This window comes from Gordonia sp. 852002-50816_SCH5313054-c (assembly GCF_001665925.1).
Classification (GTDB): domain Bacteria; phylum Actinomycetota; class Actinomycetes; order Mycobacteriales; family Mycobacteriaceae; genus Gordonia; species Gordonia jacobaea.
This window is the reverse complement of sequence record NZ_LZTE01000077.1, coordinates 1-18648: the sequence shown is the minus strand read 5'-3', so window position 1 is coordinate 18648 and position 18648 is coordinate 1. Positions and strand designations below refer to the sequence as shown.

18 protein-coding genes and 1 pseudogene are annotated in these 18648 nt (G+C 67.2%); 13 read left to right on the top strand and 6 right to left on the bottom strand.

Annotated features, from left to right (window positions below):
- Window positions 1-147 precede the first annotated feature (147 nt).
- The 5 genes and pseudogenes from A5788_RS23630 to A5788_RS20755 all read left to right on the top strand — a co-directional run bounded on the left by A5788_RS23630 (window position 148) and on the right by A5788_RS20755 (window position 4284).
- Window positions 148-495, top strand: a complete 348-nt coding sequence (locus A5788_RS23630; protein WP_082938068.1) for a hypothetical protein — start codon at window positions 148-150, stop codon at window positions 493-495.
- Window positions 492-2228, top strand: coding sequence for an LCP family protein (locus A5788_RS20770; protein ID WP_231894287.1), 1737 nt, complete (start codon window positions 492-494; stop codon window positions 2226-2228). The genes A5788_RS23630 and A5788_RS20770 overlap by 4 nt, the downstream gene beginning before the upstream one ends.
- A complete protein-coding gene (locus tag A5788_RS20765; RefSeq protein WP_064870451.1) occupies window positions 2228-2938 on the top strand; it encodes a TIGR03089 family protein in 711 nt (236 codons plus the stop codon). Before A5788_RS20770 ends, A5788_RS20765 begins: the two co-directional genes overlap by 1 nt.
- A gap of 74 nt (window positions 2939-3012) precedes the next feature.
- On the top strand, window positions 3013-3435 hold the full coding sequence (locus A5788_RS20760; protein WP_064861537.1) for a nitroreductase family deazaflavin-dependent oxidoreductase: 423 nt from the start codon (window positions 3013-3015) through the stop codon (window positions 3433-3435).
- Window positions 3432-4284 (top strand): annotated as a pseudogene (locus tag A5788_RS20755) (dienelactone hydrolase family protein). The gene A5788_RS20760 and the pseudogene A5788_RS20755 overlap by 4 nt, the downstream one beginning before the upstream one ends.
- A gap of 31 nt (window positions 4285-4315) precedes the next feature.
- Here the strand turns inward: A5788_RS20755 and purE are convergent.
- From purE to A5788_RS20730, 5 genes are all read right to left on the bottom strand, one after another.
- Window positions 4316-4837: a 5-(carboxyamino)imidazole ribonucleotide mutase gene (purE, locus tag A5788_RS20750; protein WP_269449580.1), complete on the bottom strand. Its 522-nt coding sequence runs from the start codon at window positions 4835-4837 to the stop codon at window positions 4316-4318.
- A gap of 257 nt (window positions 4838-5094) precedes the next feature.
- Window positions 5095-6384, bottom strand: a complete 1290-nt coding sequence (locus tag A5788_RS20745) for a 5-(carboxyamino)imidazole ribonucleotide synthase (protein WP_082938069.1) — start codon at window positions 6382-6384, stop codon at window positions 5095-5097.
- Between the two features lie 58 nt (window positions 6385-6442).
- On the bottom strand, window positions 6443-7798 hold the full coding sequence (locus A5788_RS20740) for a sensor histidine kinase (RefSeq protein ID WP_064870452.1): 1356 nt from the start codon (window positions 7796-7798) through the stop codon (window positions 6443-6445).
- A 14-nt stretch (window positions 7799-7812) separates the two neighbouring features.
- Complete coding sequence (locus A5788_RS20735; protein WP_064870453.1) at window positions 7813-8487, bottom strand: response regulator transcription factor; 675 nt, start codon at window positions 8485-8487, stop codon at window positions 7813-7815.
- On the bottom strand, window positions 8484-9083 hold the full coding sequence (locus A5788_RS20730; protein ID WP_064870462.1) for a PH domain-containing protein: 600 nt from the start codon (window positions 9081-9083) through the stop codon (window positions 8484-8486). The genes A5788_RS20735 and A5788_RS20730 overlap by 4 nt, the downstream gene beginning before the upstream one ends.
- A 108-nt stretch (window positions 9084-9191) precedes the next feature.
- On the opposite strand from A5788_RS20730, the gene A5788_RS20725 reads away from it, so the two are divergent.
- Entirely contained in the window at window positions 9192-9842 is a 651-nt protein-coding gene (locus tag A5788_RS20725; protein ID WP_064870454.1) for a DUF6069 family protein, read from the top strand.
- A gap of 49 nt (window positions 9843-9891) precedes the next feature.
- Here A5788_RS20725 and A5788_RS20720 read toward each other — a convergent pair whose 3' ends face one another.
- Entirely contained in the window at window positions 9892-10725 is an 834-nt protein-coding gene (locus A5788_RS20720; RefSeq protein WP_442902902.1) for a biotin--[acetyl-CoA-carboxylase] ligase, read from the bottom strand.
- Window positions 10726-10868: 143 nt separating this feature from the next.
- Between A5788_RS20720 and A5788_RS20715 the strand changes: the two genes are divergently transcribed.
- The 7 genes from A5788_RS20715 (at window position 10869) to A5788_RS20685 (ending at window position 18553) form a co-directional block, all read left to right on the top strand.
- Entirely contained in the window at window positions 10869-12497 is a 1629-nt protein-coding gene (locus tag A5788_RS20715) for an acyl-CoA carboxylase subunit beta (RefSeq protein ID WP_064870455.1), read from the top strand.
- Window positions 12494-12739: an acyl-CoA carboxylase subunit epsilon gene (locus A5788_RS20710; protein ID WP_064870456.1), complete on the top strand. Its 246-nt coding sequence runs from the start codon at window positions 12494-12496 to the stop codon at window positions 12737-12739. Before A5788_RS20715 ends, A5788_RS20710 begins: the two co-directional genes overlap by 4 nt.
- Window positions 12740-12773: 34 nt before the next feature.
- Complete coding sequence (locus A5788_RS20705; RefSeq protein WP_064870464.1) at window positions 12774-13463, top strand: Maf family protein; 690 nt, start codon at window positions 12774-12776, stop codon at window positions 13461-13463.
- A 174-nt stretch (window positions 13464-13637) separates the two neighbouring features.
- Complete coding sequence (locus A5788_RS20700; protein WP_049699787.1) at window positions 13638-14528, top strand: sulfurtransferase; 891 nt, start codon at window positions 13638-13640, stop codon at window positions 14526-14528.
- Between the two features lie 9 nt (window positions 14529-14537).
- On the top strand, window positions 14538-14969 hold the full coding sequence (locus A5788_RS20695; protein ID WP_064870457.1) for a SufE family protein: 432 nt from the start codon (window positions 14538-14540) through the stop codon (window positions 14967-14969).
- Window positions 14966-16462 carry a condensation domain-containing protein gene (locus A5788_RS20690; RefSeq protein ID WP_064870458.1) on the top strand — a complete coding sequence of 499 codons (1497 nt, stop codon included), beginning with the start codon at window positions 14966-14968 and terminating at the stop codon, window positions 16460-16462. Before A5788_RS20695 ends, A5788_RS20690 begins: the two co-directional genes overlap by 4 nt.
- Before the next feature lie 261 nt (window positions 16463-16723).
- Window positions 16724-18553 carry an acetyl/propionyl/methylcrotonyl-CoA carboxylase subunit alpha gene (locus A5788_RS20685; protein ID WP_197494582.1) on the top strand — a complete coding sequence of 610 codons (1830 nt, stop codon included), beginning with the start codon at window positions 16724-16726 and terminating at the stop codon, window positions 18551-18553.
- Window positions 18554-18648 lie beyond the last annotated feature (95 nt).

The window sequence follows — 18648 nt, the reverse complement described above, 5'->3', positions numbered from 1 at the left end:
GACACGAGGTGTTGATCGTCACGTCGGCAGGGTGAGGGGCGACGAGATCGCGTCGGCGTTGCAACCGCGATATTGCGCGCCACTTCAGTAGCCTGACGTCAGTACAACAACTTCAGCAACGTCAACCTCTTGAATAACGGCATTCACATGCGTCCCGCGGGGAACGGGACGCGATCCCCCGAGGAGCCGAACGCCGGATTCGACGATCGCAAAGGACCTGACCACTCGTGGAGTCACGACCCGAAGGCGCGCGTCGGCGGCCAAGCGGCCCTCGGCGCCCAACCTCGGACGCGCACGACGAGTCCCGGGCGGCCCATCCCCGACGCCCAGCCCAGGACGCGCACGACGAGCAACGCGCCCCCCGGCCCACACGGCCCCGCCCCGAAGGCGCGACACCGGACCGGCGAGAGGGCACCGGAGATCCGCGGCGACGACACCCAGGCAAGCAGGGACGCACCGGCCAGCAAGAACGTCAGCGAACAGAGCGGCGGGTGAACCCCGACGCGCCTCGCCGCCCGGGTCCCGACGGTCAACGCCCGCGCACGCCGCAACCGCCTCGACGAAATCGGCCCGATGCCCGCCAACGCCCGACCTCCCAGTCCCCCGACGACACCGGCGCGCCCGCGAAGCCGGGCGTCACTCGTCGTCCGCGCCAGCGTCGCTCCGGAGAAATCCACACCAAGGGTGCTGCCGCCACCACGAGCGCGAGCACACGGGAGCAGAAGCCGCAGGGCCACGACGACCAGGGCCAGAATCCACCCCCGCCTGCCCGCGGCGCACTCGCGGCGGTCGGCGGATTCGGACGCAAAGCCTGGGGCCGCGGACTGATCGCGCTGGTCTCGGTCGCTGTGCTCGTCTGCACCGGATACGCATGGAGCAGCGTCAACGGACTGACGTCGAAGATCACCCAGCTCGGCGGCCTCGACCTCGGCGGGGGCGACGACGGCGCCACCGACATCCTGCTGGTCGGCACTGATTCGCGCACCGACGCCAAGGGCAACCCGCTCTCGTCCGAGGAGCTGAAGTGGCTTCGCGCAGGTGACGACATCTCCACCAACACCGACACCATCCTGCTCATTCGCATTCCCAACGACGGATCGTCGGCCACGGCGATCTCGATCCCACGCGATTCGTACGTGTCGGTTCCCGGTATCGGGTTGTCGAAGATCAACGCCGCGTACGGCACCACCCGCGAAGGCGCGCGCAAGCGCGCGGTCGAAGCGGGCAAGCCGGAAGAGGATGCCGAGCGCGAGGGCACGCTCGCCGGCCGCAAGGCACTCATCGACACGGTTGCCGACCTCACCGGCGTCAAGGTCGACCACTACGCCGAGGTCGGATTGCTCGGGTTCGCCTTGTTGACCAAGGCGGTCGGTGGCGTCGAGGTATGCCTCAAAGACGCTGTGAACGAACCGCTTTCGGGAGCACGATTCAAAGCCGGACGCCAAACCCTCAACGGCCCACAGGCATTGAGCTTCGTCAGGCAACGCCACGAGCTGCCCCGCGGCGATCTCGACCGCATCACGCGCCAGCAGGTCTACATGGCGTCGCTGACGCAGAAGATCCTCTCGGCGCACACCCTCACCGATCCGTCGAAGCTGAACGACCTCGAGGACGCCGTATCGCGCTCGGTGGTGATCGACGACGACTGGAACGTCGTGCAATTCGCTGAGCAACTCAAGGATCTCAGCGGCGGGCGCGTCAAGTTCGCGACCATTCCCGTGCTCGACGAACAGGGGTGGAGCGAAGACGGACAGCAGAGCGTCGTGACGGTCGACCCCAACGCCGTGCACACCTTCACCAGCAATCTGCTCAACGACGGCGCGTCCAAGTCACAATCACGACGCGGCGACTACACCGTCGACGTCGACAACGCGGGCACCATCGACGGACTGGCAAGCAACGTCTCGAACATCCTGACCAACAAGGGATTCCAGGCAGGCAAGACCAGCAGCACCCCAGCCGACATCAAGGACTCGGTGATCTACGCACACAGCGCCGACAACCCCGGCGCACAGTTGCTCGCGAAGGATCTGCGTGCGGTGCGCGTCGAGGCGCAACCAGACCTCGACGAGCATCACCTGAAGTTGGTGCTCACCAACACCTTTGCCGGTCCGGGATCGATCAACGACACCGGACCACAGACCAACAACACACCCGCCAGCCAGCGCGTGGGCAACAACGCCCCACCGATCACGGCGGGCACCGACGGACCGGTGTGTGTGAACTGATGACCGACGACACGCTGACCACCTCCCTGCTCGCGCGCATCGACGACTGGGCCCGCCCACTGCTCACCTACTACGACGACCACACCGGCGAACGCACCGAACTGTCGGGGGCGACTCTGGGCAACTGGGCAGCGAAGACCGCCAACTATCTCGTCGTCGAACTCGGTCTCGCACCCGGCGACGACGTCGTCGTCGACCTACCCGAACACTGGCAGAGCGCCGCAATCCTGTTGGGCGCGTGGTGGGCAGGGGCGCATGTGCATGTCACCACCGAGGTCGACGCCCCGCGGGTCGCGTTCACCAGCGCCGCGGGAATCGACGAGCACCCCGACGCCGACGAACTCGTCGTCGCCTCGCTCGATCCGTTTGCACTCGGCGTCGCCGACCTTCCACCGGGGGTCACCGACTATGCGTCGGCGGTCCGCGTGCACGGCGATCAATACTCGCCGCCTCGATATTCGGGGCCTGCGCTCGACGGCGCCCCTGCGGCCGACATCCTCGCCACCGCATCGGCCACAGCATCCGCCGACGGGGTCTCCGCACACAGCCGGGTGCTCTCGACACGTGAATGGCGCACGGGTGCAGGCATTCTGAGTAATCTCATCGCGCCGCTGAGCGTCGGCGCCAGTCTCGTGTGGGTCTCCCCGACCCCCGACACCGACCTTGCGGCGCGTGCGGCCTCCGAGCGCGCAGACGTCGTTCTCGACTGACCACGACGCCCTCGAGGTGAACACTTGTTCCGGAGTGGTTCACGGCGGGCGCCTCATGCGGCAGAGTGGGCCACATGCAGCTACCCGACTGGTTGGCCCGCGCCAACAAGAAGATCACCAATCCCCTGCAACGACGCTGGGCGCCCTATCTGGCGCCGTGGGCAATGATCCATCACGTCGGACGCAAGAGTGGGCGAATCTACTCGAACCCGGTGCTCGCGTGGGTCAGTGAGACGGGCGACGAAAAGAAGATCTACATCATCCTGACCTACGGGCGCGACACCGACTGGGTACGTAACACGCTCGCCGCGGGCTCGGCCGGGATCACTCGAAAAGGCAAGCAGTACACACTGGTCCGGCCCACCATCATTCCCGCCGACTCACCCGACCTTCCGCTCGCAGCCGGTCTCGCAGGCCGCGCGTTCGAGTGGGCACTCCAGGGCACCCTCGTCGCCCCTGACGGACGCGAGGCGTGGTCGACAGGCACGTCGCGGTGACCCGACACACCGCCGACGACCCGCTCTCCGACTTCGACGTACGGATCGCAACCCACCACGGCACCCCTCGCCGCATCCACAGCATCGGCGAGGGACCCGCCGTGATCATCATCACCGAGATGCCCGGTATCAGTCCCGCCGTCGCCGACTTCGCCAGACGGGTCGCGGGTATCGGAGCAACCGCGGTCATGCCGTCGATCTACGGTGTCGACGGTCAGGACCCGTCACCGTCGAATCTCGGGGTCATCGGGGCGCGTCGAACATGCTCGGCACGATGGGACGCGCCTGCATCAGCAGGGATTCACGATCCTGGCGACGGGCAGGACCTCACCTGCCGTCGAGTGGATGCGGGCATTGGCCGCCGAGGAACACCAGCGCTGCGGCGGGCCAGGTGTCGGCGCGATCGGCATGTGCTTCACCGGCGGGTTCGCCCTCGCGATGGCCACCGACGAACGCATCCTTGCGCCCGTCCTGGCTCAACCGTCGCTGCCGTTCGCGATCAGCCCCCGTCGTGCACGATCACTCGACATCTCCGACGACGACCTCGCAACGGTCGTCGGACGGTGCGCACGCGGACTCGACGTCATGGGCGTGCGATTCGAGGGCGATCGGATGTCGCCACCGTCGCGCTTTCGGTTCCTACGCGAAGTCCTCGGCGACGCATTCCTCGCGATCGAACTGCCCGATTCGGCGGCCAATCCGGAATCACCGTTGCCGACACCGCATTCCGCGCTCACCAACGACCTCGTCGACGTTCCGGGCGAACCGACGCACGACGCCCTGGTCGCGGTACTCGACTTCTTCGCCGAGCGGCTCGGGATCACCAAGCCGGTCGCGGACGATCAGTAGCCGCTGATCAGTAGCTGGTCAGCCCAGCTTCTCAGTCGCCGCCGAGCAGCCGCTGACGCAGGGCGGCGTCCTTGTCGAGCACGAGCTGTTCGAGGCCACGCTGGAAGGCCTCCATACGTGCCCGCAGCACCGGGTCGGATGAACCGAGGATGCGTACCGCGAGCAGCCCCGCGTTGCGCGCGCCGCCCACCGACACGGTCGCGACCGGGACGCCCGCGGGCATCTGCACGATGGACAGCAGCGAGTCCATGCCGTCGAGGTAGCGCAGCGGTACCGGCACACCGATGACGGGCAGCGGGGTGGCAGCGGCGACCATTCCCGGGAGATGAGCCGCGCCTCCCGCACCCGCAATGATGACCTCGATGCCCTCGCCCGCAGCCGACTTCGCGTAGTCGAGCATGCGCTGCGGGGTGCGATGCGCCGACACGACACCGACCTCGAACGGGACGTCGAACTCCGCAAGCGCTTCGGCCGCGGCCTCCATCGTCGGCCAGTCCGAATCGCTGCCCATGATCAGTCCGACGCGGGCCCGGCTGCGGATCGGCGGCGACACCGGCTCGGCTTCAAAAGCGGTGCCGGTTTCAAAAGCGGCGCCCGCCTCGGTGGCGGTGCCGGACCCGGGAGCGGCGTCGGACTCGCCGGCCACCTCCGGCGCGGATGTCGCGTCGGCCTCGCTGGTCCTGGCCTCCGACGCGCCGGGCTCGGTCGTCCCGGTCTCCGTTGCCCCAGCCTCGGTCGTGTCTGTCTCGTGGTCCACCAGGTCGCCTGTCGTTTCGTCGTTCACGGTCTCGTCGTTCACGGTCTCGTCGTTCATGAATGCGGGTCCCAACCGTCCGTCCACTCGGCGTCGGACATCCAGTGCGCCGCGCGTTCTGCACGCTCGCGGACGGCTGCGACGTCTTCTCCCGGCTTCCCCACGATGTTGACATGCCCGATCTTCCGATCGGGGCGTTCGCCCTTTCCGTACAGATGAATTCGCGCGTCGGGCATGCGCGCCATCAAATGGTGCGTGCGCTCGTCCATCGACATCTCCGGCGCCTGCGCAGCACCGAGGATGTTGGCCATCACGGTCACCTCGGCGCGCGGGGCGGTGTCGCCGAGCGGGTAGTCGAGAACAGCCCGGAGGTGCTGCTCGAACTGCGACGTCACAGCCCCGTCCATCGTCCAGTGGCCACTGTTGTGCGGGCGCATCGCGAGCTCGTTGACCAGCAGCTCGCCATCGATGGTCTCGAACAGTTCCATCGCCATCACACCGACGACACCGAGCTCCGACGCCAACCGCAGCGACATCTCCTGTGCGCGTTCGGCGGTCTCGGCGCTCAGATCCGGCGCGGGGGCGATGACCACCGCGCACTGTCCCCGACGTTGCACGGTCTCGACCACGGGCCATGCGCCACCCTGCCCGAACGGCGAGCGCGCGATCATCGCCGACAGTTCGCGGCGCATCTGCACCTTTTCCTCGGCGATCAGGTCGACGCCGGCAGCGAACTGCTCGTCGAACACCGCGAGCGCGTCCGGCCCGTTGTCGACGATCCACACGCCACGTCCGTCGTATCCGCCGCGTACGGCCTTCAACACGATGTTCCAGCCGTGCCGTTCACCGAATTCGACGAGTCGGCCGCGAGCCAGACCGAGGTCACCTGCGAGGTCGGCGAAATCGGGTACAGGTAGCCCCAATTCGCTCAGCTTCACCCGCATCGCCCGCTTGTCCTGCGCGAACACCAGCGCGGCCGACGGCGGCCGCACCGCGACGCCCTCGGACTCCAGCACCCGAAGATGCTCGAGGGGCACCCCCTCGTGGTCGAAGGTCAGCGCCACCGCACCAGTGGCGGCGCGTCGGAGATCGTCGAGATCGTCGTGCGAGCCGAGCACGACGTCCGCACTGACCTGGGCGGCGGGATCTGTCGCACTCGCGGCGAGCACGCGCAGACACTCGCCCAGCGCGATCGAGGCCTGGTGAGTCATCCGGGCGAGCTGACCACCACCGATCATCGTCACGGTCGGCAAGATGTCGCGTTCGGGAATCGCTCGGGCGGCCACATCGGGCGGTGCCGCGGCGTTTGCGCCGGTATCTGGATCTCGGGCAGTCACGCGATACATCGTGGCATGGCCGGCGTGACTGCCGCTTCACCGACCATGCAAAGGGCATCCACCCACATCACCGATGAGGTACCCGGTCACGCCGCAGCCCCACCCGTGCACCGACATCGCGCGGCGTCGACGATGCGCCGGCGCCCTGGGGTCGAGCGTTCTCGTCGTCGGCCGCGGGCACCACGATCGCGAACACCGGCGGCCGTCGCGACGTGAGTTCGAGTCGCCCGCCGTCGGCCTCCACGAGTGCACGCGCGAGCGAGAGTCCGACACCGTTGCCCGCGCCGCCGGAGTACCCTCGGCGGAAGATGTCGGTCGCCACGTCGTCGGCGACGCCGGGGCCCTCGTCGGACACGATGATGCGCAGCATGTCGCCCTTGAGGTCGCTGACGGAGATTCGACACTCCCCGCTGCCGTGCTGTAGCGCGTTGTCGACGAGCACGCTGACCGCTTCCCGCAGCCGACCGGGACCGGCGCTGCGCGCAATCGCGTCGCCGGAGAATGATGCGGCCAACGTGCGGCCCTCGGCGGTGAAGGCCTGATCGAAGTCACCGACAAGGGTCATGATCAGCGACGACACGTCGATGCTGTGGGGTTGTACCGGTTCGTCGCGTGAGGCCGCAACGAGTTCGTCGAGTTCCGCGGCGAGACGCTCAACCTGCCCGAGCGCGGCTTCGGCCTCGCTCACGACGGCCGGATCGTCGTGCAGCGAGAGTTCGTCGAGTCGCAGTTGAATCGCGGTGAGGCGCGATCGAATCTGGTGCGAGACATCGCCGACGATCTCGCCCTCGCGTTCGAGCCGCAGTGCGATCTCGGCGTTCGCGTCACCCAGCGCGCGCGAGACGCGGTCGAGCTCGTCGATGCCGTAGGTCTTCCACCGCGACCGGAAGTCGCCGCGAGCCATGGCCTCCGAACGGTCGGCGAGGTCGATGAGAGGGTCGGCGATGCGCCCGGCCGTCACCGCAGCCGCGACGGTGCCGGCGGCCATCGATCCCGCGACCACGAGGCAGACGATCCCGACAGCGGCGAGTTGGTCGCTGCGGACGCTGTCCATCGGGATCTCGAGAATCAACGTGCCCGCAGCGCCGAGGCCGATCGAATCCGACATCGTCGCGCCGGTGATGTCGGCGCCGATCGACGTGATGGCCCGCCTACCGTTGGCGTCCTGATAGCGCAGTGTGAGCCTGCCGTCCTCGGGAAGCATGAGCCGAATCGACTCCGAGTCGATGGCCGCGTTGTTGAGGTGTTCGCCCATCTCCGCCTGGCGGATGATCTGATCGGAGATCGTCTTCAGACGCGAATCCATCAACTGGTGCGCGCTGTCGGCCACCCACCACCATGCGATGACGCTGAGCGGGATTCCCAGCAGCGCGCCGACCGCCATGAGCATGGCGATCATCGTGTAGAGGATTCGACGGCGCATTGGAAGGTCTCTCCCTAGGCGTCGAACCGAAAGCCGACGCCGCGCACCGTCACGATGTGGCGCGGTCTGTCATGACGGTCGTCGCCGATCTTGCGGCGCAACCAGGAGATGTGCATGTCGAGGGTCTTCGACGAGCGCAGGTCCGCAGAACCCCACACCTCGGTCAGGATCTCGTCGCGCGACACCACCTCACCGGCACGCTCCATGAGGAAGCGCAGCAGGTCGAACTCTCGGTTCGCGAGCACCAGGTCTTCTCCGCTGACGAGCACCCGCCGCCCGCGCGCGTCGAGTTGGATGTCGCCGCCGGTGAGCACGACGTCGACGGTCTGCCGTCGCCGCAGCAGTGCGCGCACCCGCGCGAGCAGTTCGGCCAACCGGAAGGGTTTGCCCACGTAGTCGTCGGCGCCCGCGTCGAGTCCGACGACGAAGTCGACCTCGTCGGTGCGCGCGGTCAGCATCAACACCGCGAGCTCGGGACGTTCGACGCGCACGCGCCGACACACCTCGAGTCCGTCGATCTCGGGAAGCCCGAGGTCGAGGATGAGTAACTCGTAGCGTTGATCGCGGGCCTGCTCGAGCGCAGCCGATCCGGTCCCCACGACGTCGCATCCGTAGCCCTCGCGGGCGAGCGCACGCGCCAGGGGTTCAGCGATCGCCGCGTCGTCTTCTGCCAGCAATACGTCCGTCATCGCCTGTCGACCTCCACGCGGCGAGAGTACGCGGAGTCGCCGTCGTGTCGGCGACCCTCGTGTCTGTCGGCCAGGTCATAGTGGTCGCCGAAGTCATCCTCGTGTTCGTCGAGCACCTCGTGATACAGGAGCGAATGCACCCGTTCGACCTGCGGCACGTCGTCGAACAGGAGCGGTTCATCGGACGCCGACTCGATGACCAGGGTGCCGGTGCGCAGCATGCGGTCGAGGAGTCCGTGTCGAAATTCGACGGTGTTGATCCGTCGGATGGGAATGTCGATACCCGAGCGGGTGAGCACTCCCCTGCGGAAGATCACGCGACGGTCGGTGAGTACGAAGTGCGTCGATTTCCATGCGATGAGCGGACGGACGAAGAACCAGACCGCGGCAGCGACCCAGCACGCCGCGACAACCACGTTGAGAATCAGCGCGAGCGTCGTGTTCATTGTCGACGCCCCGATCGCCCCCGCCGCGAGTCCTGCGAGTCCGGTGCACACGATGAAGATCGAGAACGGGCCGATCAGACACTTCCAGTGCGGGTGGTGATGCACGACGACGCGCTCACCACTCGCGAGGTTGTCCCTGGGAAACGACATGAATCTCAGCATATCCGCAGATGAACGGGCGGTCGGTCAACCCGGCCCGGCCCCTGCCGCCCGCTCGGTAGACTGCGTGCACACGACGCGCAACAGGTCAGGAGAACCATGAGCTACCGCGACCCCCGCGACCCCCGAGATCAAGATCCCAGGGATCAGGGAACGGCGCGCTACGAGACCGGCTACTCGCCGCAGTCGCGTGCCTACAGCCAGCCGACCGATCGGTACCAGCAGCAATACGGCAATCAGCAGCCCGGCGACCCTCGCTATAACACCGGCCAGTCCGACCCGAGATACGCCGCCGCGGGCTCGTACGGGAACCAGCCCAAGCAGCGTCGACGACCGAACATCAACGCGGGTCTCTACGCCGGCGGCGTCGTGATGACCGGCGTCGTGACCGGCCTGGCCGCCTGGCTGGTGGCGTGGATCATCCGGGCCATCGCCCAACGCGTCAACGAGGCGGGCAATCTCGGCGTCTGGAATCCACTCGCGCAGGATGAGTATTGGTTCGCGATCACCGGATTCCTGTGCGCACTCGCGGGCGGCGCCCTCTGGTACGTCCTCTACCTGACGACCCCGTCGCCCAACCAGTTCTACCGCTGGATCGTCGGGCTACTGATCGCCGCAGCGGCAATCATCCCGCTTGTGCTGTCGGCGCAGATATCCACCGGGATCGGTACGGCCGTGGTCCATCTCGTCATAGGACTCCCGGTGCTGTCGCTGATCCCCGCAATGGGCGAGAAGAGCATCCAGCGCTGAATCCGTGGGCGCTGAATTCCGCAGGCGCTGAATTCCGTCGGGGCCGTGCTCAGTCCTGCGCGGGACGCAGGTGCAGCACGTCGCCCGCGGCGGCCGTGAATTTCTGGCCGTCATCGGTGCGCACTGTGATCCGCCCCTGCTCGTCGATGTCGTCGGCAACACCCTCGACGTCGCGGTCGCCCGGCAGCGAAAGCCGAACACGACGGCCGAGTGTGTCGCAGCGATCCCGATAACGTCGCGCGACCTCGGCGATGTCGTCGGGCCACGGCGCGTCGGCCAGTGCCCGTAGGTACTCCGCCACTAGTGCGGCAACGTCGACCGGGCGGCCGCTTTCCACCCGGAGGCTCGTGGCCGTCGGCACCGGAAGCTCGTCGGCAGTCATGCCGGTGTTGATTCCGATCCCGACGACCACCACACCGCCCGTCGGCGCCGGGATGTATTCGGCGAGGATGCCTGCCACCTTTTTCCCGTCGACGAGCACGTCGTTGGGCCACTTGAGTGTGGGACGTACGCCCGTTGCCGACTCGATGGCCGACGCTGCGGCCACCCCCGTCGCCAACGACAACCAGCCCAGCTGCTCGGTCTGATCGCCCGCGTCGAGCGCCACCGAGATGGCCACCTGCCCTCCCGCGGGAGCCGACCACACCCGCGCGTGCCTGCCTCGCCCCGACGTCTGGTCGGTGGTGATGCGCACCGTTCCGACGATCCCCGGCTCCCCCGCACGCGCTGCGAGGTCGGCGTTGGTCGACCCCGTCGACTCGACGACCTCGATCGTCGATCCCACACCGCTTGCGGGCGAACCGAAGCGTTCCACGATGGCTGCGCGCAACGCATCGGCGTCCTGAGATGGTCGGGAATCCTGTGGTGTCTGCTCGTCGCTCACAGGTATCGAGATTAGTCACCCGAGCAGCGTCGTCGTGGCACACTTCGACACCTGGACGTGGCACCGATCACGAGAAAGATGAGGGCGATCTCATATTGGGGTGGTTGACGCGGGCTACCGAGCGCTCGATAGCATCGGCTGTTATGACCTCTGCGCCGCAGCAGCCCGACGCTGCTCCAGACATCCACACCACCGCGGGCAAACTCGCCGACCTGCGCGAGCGTCTCGACGAGACGTTGCATCCGGTCGGTGAGGCCGCCATCGAGAAGATCCACGACAAGGGCAGACTCACCGCCCGCGAGCGCATCACGCACCTTCTCGACGAGGGGTCGTTCGTCGAACTCGACGCGCTGGCCCGTCATCGCAGCACCAACTTCGGTCTCGCAGAACGCCGCCCCGTCGGCGACGGTGTCGTGACCGGGTACGGCACCATCGACGGCCGCGAGGTCTGTGTCTTCAGCCAGGATGTCACCGTCTTCGGCGGCAGCCTCGGCGAGGTCTACGGCGAGAAGATCGTCAAGGTCATGGACCTCGCGATCAAGACCGGCCGCCCACTGATCGGCATCAACGAGGGTGCGGGCGCCCGCATCCAGGAGGGCGTGGTCTCCCTCGGTCTCTATGCCGACATCTTCTATCGCAATGTGCGCGCATCCGGCGTGATCCCCCAGATCTCGCTGATCATGGGACCTGCTGCCGGCGGCCACGTCTACTCGCCCGCGCTGACCGACTTCGTCGTGATGGTCGACCAGCAGAGCCAGATGTTCATCACCGGTCCCGACGTCATCAAGACGGTCACCGGTGAAGACGTGACGATGGAGGCGCTCGGCGGCGCCAACACCCACATGACCAAGTCGGGTGTGGCCCACTATGTGGCGTCCGACGAGGAGGACGCACTCGAATATGTCCGCGATCTGCTCGCCTACCTGCCGAGCAATAACCGCGCAGATCCGCCGCGGCTGCCCGTCGACGAACCCGCCGCCGGTTCGATCGAGGACACCCTCACCGATGAGGATCTCGAACTCGACACGCTCATCCCCGACTCACCGAACCAGCCGTACGACATGCACGAGGTCATCCGGCGCATCCTCGACGACGACGAGTTCCTCGAGGTGCAGGCCGAGTACGCGACCAACATCGTCGTCGGTCTCGGCCGGGTCGACGGACGCAGCGTCGGCATCGTCGCCAACCAGCCGACCCAGTTCGCAGGCTGCCTCGACATCAACGCATCGGAGAAAGCCGCGCGTTTCGTGCGCACCTGCGACGCGTTCAACGTCCCGATCGTGACCCTCGTCGACGTTCCGGGATTCCTGCCCGGCACCGACCAGGAATACAACGGCATCATCCGCCGCGGGGCCAAGCTGCTCTACGCCTACGGCGAGGCGACCGTCGGCAAGATCACCGTCATCACCCGCAAGGCCTACGGCGGCGCGTATGACGTCATGGGTTCCAAGCACATGGGCGCCGACGTCAACCTCGCGTGGCCGACCGCCCAGATCGCCGTGATGGGCGCATCCGGAGCCGTCGGATTCGTCTATCGCGCGCGACTCAAGGAGGCCGCGGCCAACGGCGAGGATGTCGACGCACTGCGCCTCCAACTGCAGGAGGAGTACGAGGACACGCTGGTCAACCCCTACGTCGCCGCCGAGCGCGGCTACGTCGACGCGGTCATCCCGCCGAGCCACACGCGCGGGCAGATCGCGACCGCGCTCAAGCTCCTCGAGCGCAAGGTCGTCAACGTACCGCCCAAGAAGCATGGGAACATTCCGCTGTGAGCTCATCTGACGGCAACACGCCCGCCGACGCGGACGCCGGACAGCAGTCGGCCCGCCCCGTGTTGCGTGTGGTGAAGGGCAACCCGACCGACGAGGACGTCGCGGTTCTGGTGGCATTGCTCGCGACCGGTGGCGGTGGCGCTCCGGAACCGGAAAGCGCGGAGCCACGCAACGACTGGGGCCGCCCGATCGACCGCCTCCGTCCCGTGTGGGGTTCAGCGTCGTCGTTCCTGCGTTTCTGACGGGCAGGCCGACGTGTCCAGCGTGGAGTCCGACGTGACAGGGGCCGATCGACGCTACGAGGTGATCCTCGGCTCGGCGTCGCCCGCGCGCCTGACGGTGCTGCGTCATGCGGGTCTCGACCCGAGAGTCGTCGTAGCCGACGTCGACGAGGACCACCTCCTCGAAACCATGGCGGCCGAGAATCCGGGCGACGCCGTGACGCGCCTCGCGCAGGCGAAGGCCGACTCGGTGATCGCAACCCTGTTGAACGAACGCGTCGACCACGCCGCATCCTCCGACGCGCAGACCCTCCCCGACCTCGTCGTGCTCACCTGCGATTCGATGCTCCTGTATCGAGGCACGCTGACGGGTAAACCACACTCGGCGCAGGTGGCGATCGAGCAGTGGAAGCGAGTGCGCGGCGACGAAGCCCAGCTCCTGACGGGCCACTGCGTGGCACACATCCGCGGACTCGACGTGGTGGGGCGTTCGGCGGAGTCCGCGTCGACGGTGGTCCGGTTCGCCTCCGTCGACGACGACGAGATCGAGGCGTATGTGTCTACGGGCGAACCGCTCGAGGTCGCCGGTGCGTTCACGCTCGACGGTCGTGGTGGGTGGTTCATCGCGGGCATCGAGGGCGATCCGTCGTCGGTGATCGGCATCGGACTCCCGACCGTTCGACACCTCTTGCGCCGCTTGGACATCCCCGTCACGTCCCTGTGGTCCCCCACCCCGACTGCGTAAGACCCGCGGCAAAGGTAATACCCGACACGACCACCCCGACGTGTCTAGGTGGTCACAGAACAACCGGTGAACCGCGCCCGCCCAACCGTGCGGGCGCATCGTTGTCGACTAGGCTGAATTTCGCCGTCCTGCGCCGCCTGCGCCGTGGCCCGATCCGAGCTGGAGAATCTCACCGTGACTGTGGAAACCGATCCGAACCCGGCATTCGCCGGTTACGCGCACCCAGAGCGTCTGGTCACCACGCAGTGGCTATCCGCGCACCTGGGGGCCAAGGGTCTCAAGATCATCGAGTCCGACGAAGATGTCCTGCTCTACGACATCGGTCACATCCCGACCGCACAGAAGGTCGACTGGCACCTGCACCTGAACGATCACGTGGTGCGCGACTACATCGACGGCGAGCAGTTCGCAGAGTTGATGCGCAGCAAGGGAATCGAGCGCGATGACACCATCGTCATCTACGGCGACAAGAGCAACTGGTGGGCCGCATACGCACTGTGGGTCTTCACGTTGTTCGGGCACGAGGACGTTCGCCTGCTCGACGGAGGCCGCGACGCATGGATGTCGGAGGATCGCGACACCTCCTTCGACGTACCCGAGTACCCGCGCTCCGACTACCCCGTCGTCGAGCGCGACGATTCGTTGATACGCGCCTTCGAGTCGGATGTGCGCGCCTCGCTCGGCACCGAGCCGCTGGTCGACGTGCGTTCGCCGCAGGAGTACACCGGTGAGCGCACCCACATGCCCGATTACCCCGAAGAGGGCGCGCTGCGCGGTGGCCACATCCCGACGGCGATCTCGATCCCGTGGGCAAAGGCGGCACGCGCCGACAGTCGCTTCCGCTCACGCGCCGAACTCGACGAGATCTATGGCGACCTCGACCCCGAAACCCCGACCATCGCGTATTGCCGCATCGGCGAACGGTCGAGCCACACCTGGTTCGTGCTGACCCATCTGCTCGGGTTCACACACGTGCGCAACTACGACGGGTCGTGGACCGAGTGGGGCAACGCCGTGCGCGTCCCCATCGCGGTCGGTGAAGAACCCGGCGACGCACCCGCGTAGGACATTCCGATGGGCACACTCCCCGCATCCCTCGCCGAGATCGTCGACGACTTTGCCGCGCTTGGCGATTCGGACAAGGTGACACTCCTCCTCGAGTTCGCGGGCGAACTCCCCGCGCTCCCCGACGACCTCGCGACCGAGGCGATGGAACCGGTACCGGAGTGCCAATCTCCGGTGTTCCTGTCGGTCGACGCGGCCGACGCCGACTCCGTGAGGCTCTATTTCAGCGCCCCACCCGAGGCCCCGACGACACGCGGTTTCGCGTCGATCCTCGCCCAGGGCCTCGACGGCGAATCCGCCGACGCGATCCTCGCAGTGCCTGGCGACTTCTACCACGACCTCGGACTCGACGCCGCGGTCAGTCCGCTGCGCCTTCGCGGTATGGCCGGGATGCTCGGCCGGGTGAAGAACCAGGTGCGCAGTCAGACCGGTCGTCAGTGAAGTTCATCCAGATCCTCGAGGAGCCGATCGAACCGGGTGGCCTCGTCGAGTGGGTTCCGTCGGTTCCCGGCGGCCTCGGGGGCTGGCTCGACGACACACGGCTGACCTCTCACAACCACGAGCAGCATCTGCGCGACGCATTCGACTATCGCGTGCGCACCCGCAAGGAGGGCGGTCGCGAGTCGTGGCTCGGCCTGTCGATCAACTTCGACGAGCCGCTGTCGATTCCCGCGATCCGTGCAGCGTTGTCGCAGTGGATCGATCGCCACGAGGTACTGCGCAGCCACGTCATCATCAAGGCCGACGGTCTGCACCGGTTGAGCACGCCGGAGGGAACCGTTCAGCTGAAGATGGGCCGGATCGGGTGGTACACCGAGTCCGGTCCGCTCCTCGAACAGATCGCTGGCGCCTTCGACCGCGCGGCCGCACCGATGCAGTGGCCCGCCTACATGTTCGCGACGGTCGGCCGCGAATCGTCGTTCACGCTGCTGTTCGCCGCCGACCACTCGTTGGTCGACGGCTACTCGCTGATCATGGCCCAACACGAGCTGATCACCCTGTACCGAGCCGCGCGCGACCGCACCGACGCGGCGCTGCCGGAGGTCGGCAGCTACGTCGACTTCAGCGCTCAGGAGCGACGACTCGCCGACCAGGCCGGAGCCGATCACCCCAGCGTGTCCACCTGGACGTCGTTCCTGAAGGCGGGCGCGGGCGACATGCCGCCGTTCCAGGTCCCGGGAGCGAACACCGCCGTCGCCGAGCCGCCCGATCCCGCTGTCGATGTCCCACAGGAGTCGCTGTCGGGTGTCATCGTCGACGACGAGGCCGCCAACCGCTTCACCGCGGTGTGTTCCGAGGCGGGCGGCACTCTCACCGCAGGGATCCTCGCCGCGTTCGCGATCGTCCATCACCGCCGCACCGACGATCGGGAGTTCCGCTGCGTCCTGCCCCGGCACACGCGAAACGAGCAGCGATGGCTCACCGCACTCGGGTGGTTCGTCGCCGTCGCCCCGTTCTGCCTCGACATGTCGGATTCGCCCACCTTCGACCAAGCGGTGGCCCGCGCAACCGACGAACTCAAACGCGCACGTCAGGGAGCATCGCTCCCCTTCCTGCGCGTTGCCGATCTCATCGGCTACCGAGGTGAGCCGCAGTTCGTCATCTCGTTCATCGACACTCGCTACGCTCCGGGAGCCGCCGAGGCGGACAGCGGTCGCGCCACGGTGATCAGAAGCCACAGTTACGCCCGCAACGAGGTCTTCATCTGGATCAACCGCACACCGTCGGGCATGCGTTTCTCGGCACGATTTCCCCAGGAGAGCCCTGCCGGCGACGTCGTCGGCCCCACCTTGGTCGCCGACCCCGAAGCACGCGCCGGAACGCCACCCGGTGAGATCATCCCCAACGAGGGACCGGTACACGCCTACCTGCACGATTTCGCCGCATTCGTCCGGTCCGTCGGTGACGCAAGCACATTCAGTCCCACAGTGTGACCCCGAGCGCAACCGAACGATTGCTCGGTGGGCTAGGGTAAACCGCGGAACCCACCCGATAGACTCGAGTGGTTGACGTCGCCCAGGTGACACCTCCAGGTGAGTGCACAATCCACGTGACAACACCGCACAGGCGTGACACCGGTACGACGAAGCCGCACGAACAACAAACGAGTGGCGAGACGAGGGGGACGTCGCATACCGGCGGCAGTACCCCGTGAAGACAGCTCAGCACAGAGCCAGGCCCAGGAGATCAAGCAAGTGCCCAGTGAACAAGCGCCCAACTCCACGATCAGCTCCAGCTCGACGATCAACAAGGTCCTGATCGCCAATCGAGGAGAGATCGCGGTCCGCGTCATCCGCGCCGCGCGCGACGCCGGAATCCCCAGTGTCGCGGTCTACGCGGAACCTGACGCCAACGCCAAGTTCGTGAAGCTCGCCGACGAGGCATTCGCCCTCGGCGGCCAGACCTCCGCAGAGTCGTACCTGGTCTTCGACAAGATCCTCGACGCCGCGGCGAAGTCGGGCGCCAACGCCATCCATCCCGGCTACGGATTCCTGTCCGAGAACGCCGACTTCGCCCAGGCAGTCCTCGACGCAGGCCTCATCTGGATCGGACCGTCGCCGCAGTCGATCCGCGATCTCGGCGACAAGGTCACCGCACGCCACATCGCGCTGAAGGCCGACGCCCCGATGGCTCCGGGCACCAAGGACCCGGTCAAGAACGCCGACGAGGTCGTCGAGTTCGCCAAGGAGTACGGCGTGCCGGTCGCGATCAAGGCAGCGTTCGGCGGTGGCGGCCGCGGCATGAAGGTGGCTTACACCATCGAGGAGATCCCCGAGCTGTTCGAGTCGGCCACCCGTGAGGCCATCTCCGCATTCGGCCGCGGAGAGTGCTTCGTCGAGCGCTACCTCGACAAGGCGCGCCACGTCGAGGCGCAGGTCATCGCCGATCAGCACGGCAACGTGATCGTCGCCGGTACCCGCGACTGCTCGCTGCAGCGTCGCTTCCAGAAGCTCGTCGAGGAAGCACCCGCACCGTTCCTCACCGACGAACAGCGCAATCGCATCCACTCGTCGGCGAAGGCCATCTGCCGCGAGGCGGGTTACTACGGTGCGGGCACCGTCGAGTTCCTCGTCGGCAACGACGGCCTGGTCTCCTTCCTCGAGGTCAACACCCGCCTGCAGGTCGAGCACCCGGTCACCGAGGAGACGTCGGGTATCGACCTCGTCCGCCAGCAGTTCCGCATCGCCAACGGCGAGAAGCTCGAGTTCTCCGAAGATCCCGCACCGCGTGGACACTCCATCGAGTTCCGGATCAACGGCGAGGATCCGGGGCGCAACTTCCTGCCCGCTCCCGGACCGATCACCGTCTACAAGGAGCCGTCCGGCCCGGGTGTGCGCGTCGATTCCGGCGTCGAGCAGGGCGACGTCATCGGCGGACAGTTCGATTCGATGCTCGCCAAGCTCATCGTCACCGGCGAGAACCGCGAGCAGGCGCTCGAGCGCGCCCGCCGCGCCCTCGACGAGTTCGAGGTCGAGGGACTCGCAACGGTCCTCCCCTTCGACCGTCACATCGTCACCAACCCCGCGTTCGTCGGCCACACCGATGAGAACGGCGTCGAGACGTTCGACGTCTACACCAAGTGGATCGAAACCGACTGGGACAACCCGATCGAGCCCTACACCGGTGGCGCAGCCATCGAAGAGGACGATTCGGCGCCGCGTCAGAACGTGGTCGTCGAGGTCGGTGGCCGTCGCGTCGAGGTCTCGCTGCCCGGCGATCTCGCGCTCGGCGGAGGCTCGTCGAGCAACGGCGTCGTCCGCAAGAAGCCCAAGCCGCGCACACGCAGCAAGGGTGCCGGTGCAGCCGCGTCCGGCGACTCGGTTGCCGCGCCCATGCAGGGCACCGTCGTCAAGATCGCCGTCGAGGAGGGTCAGGAGGTCTCCGCAGGCGACCTCGTCGTGGTGCTCGAGGCGATGAAGATGGAGAACCCGGTGACCGCGCACAAGGACGGTGTCGTGACCGGCCTCGCCATCGAGGCGGGCGCGGCCGTCACCCAGGGCACCGTGCTGCTCGAGATCAAGTAGCCCCCCACACCCACCCGATCGGGCCCCCCCCCGCGGGGGGGGGCGCCGGCAGTTTGGCGGGATTGCGGGGGGGACCCAGGCGGGAAAACCGGGGT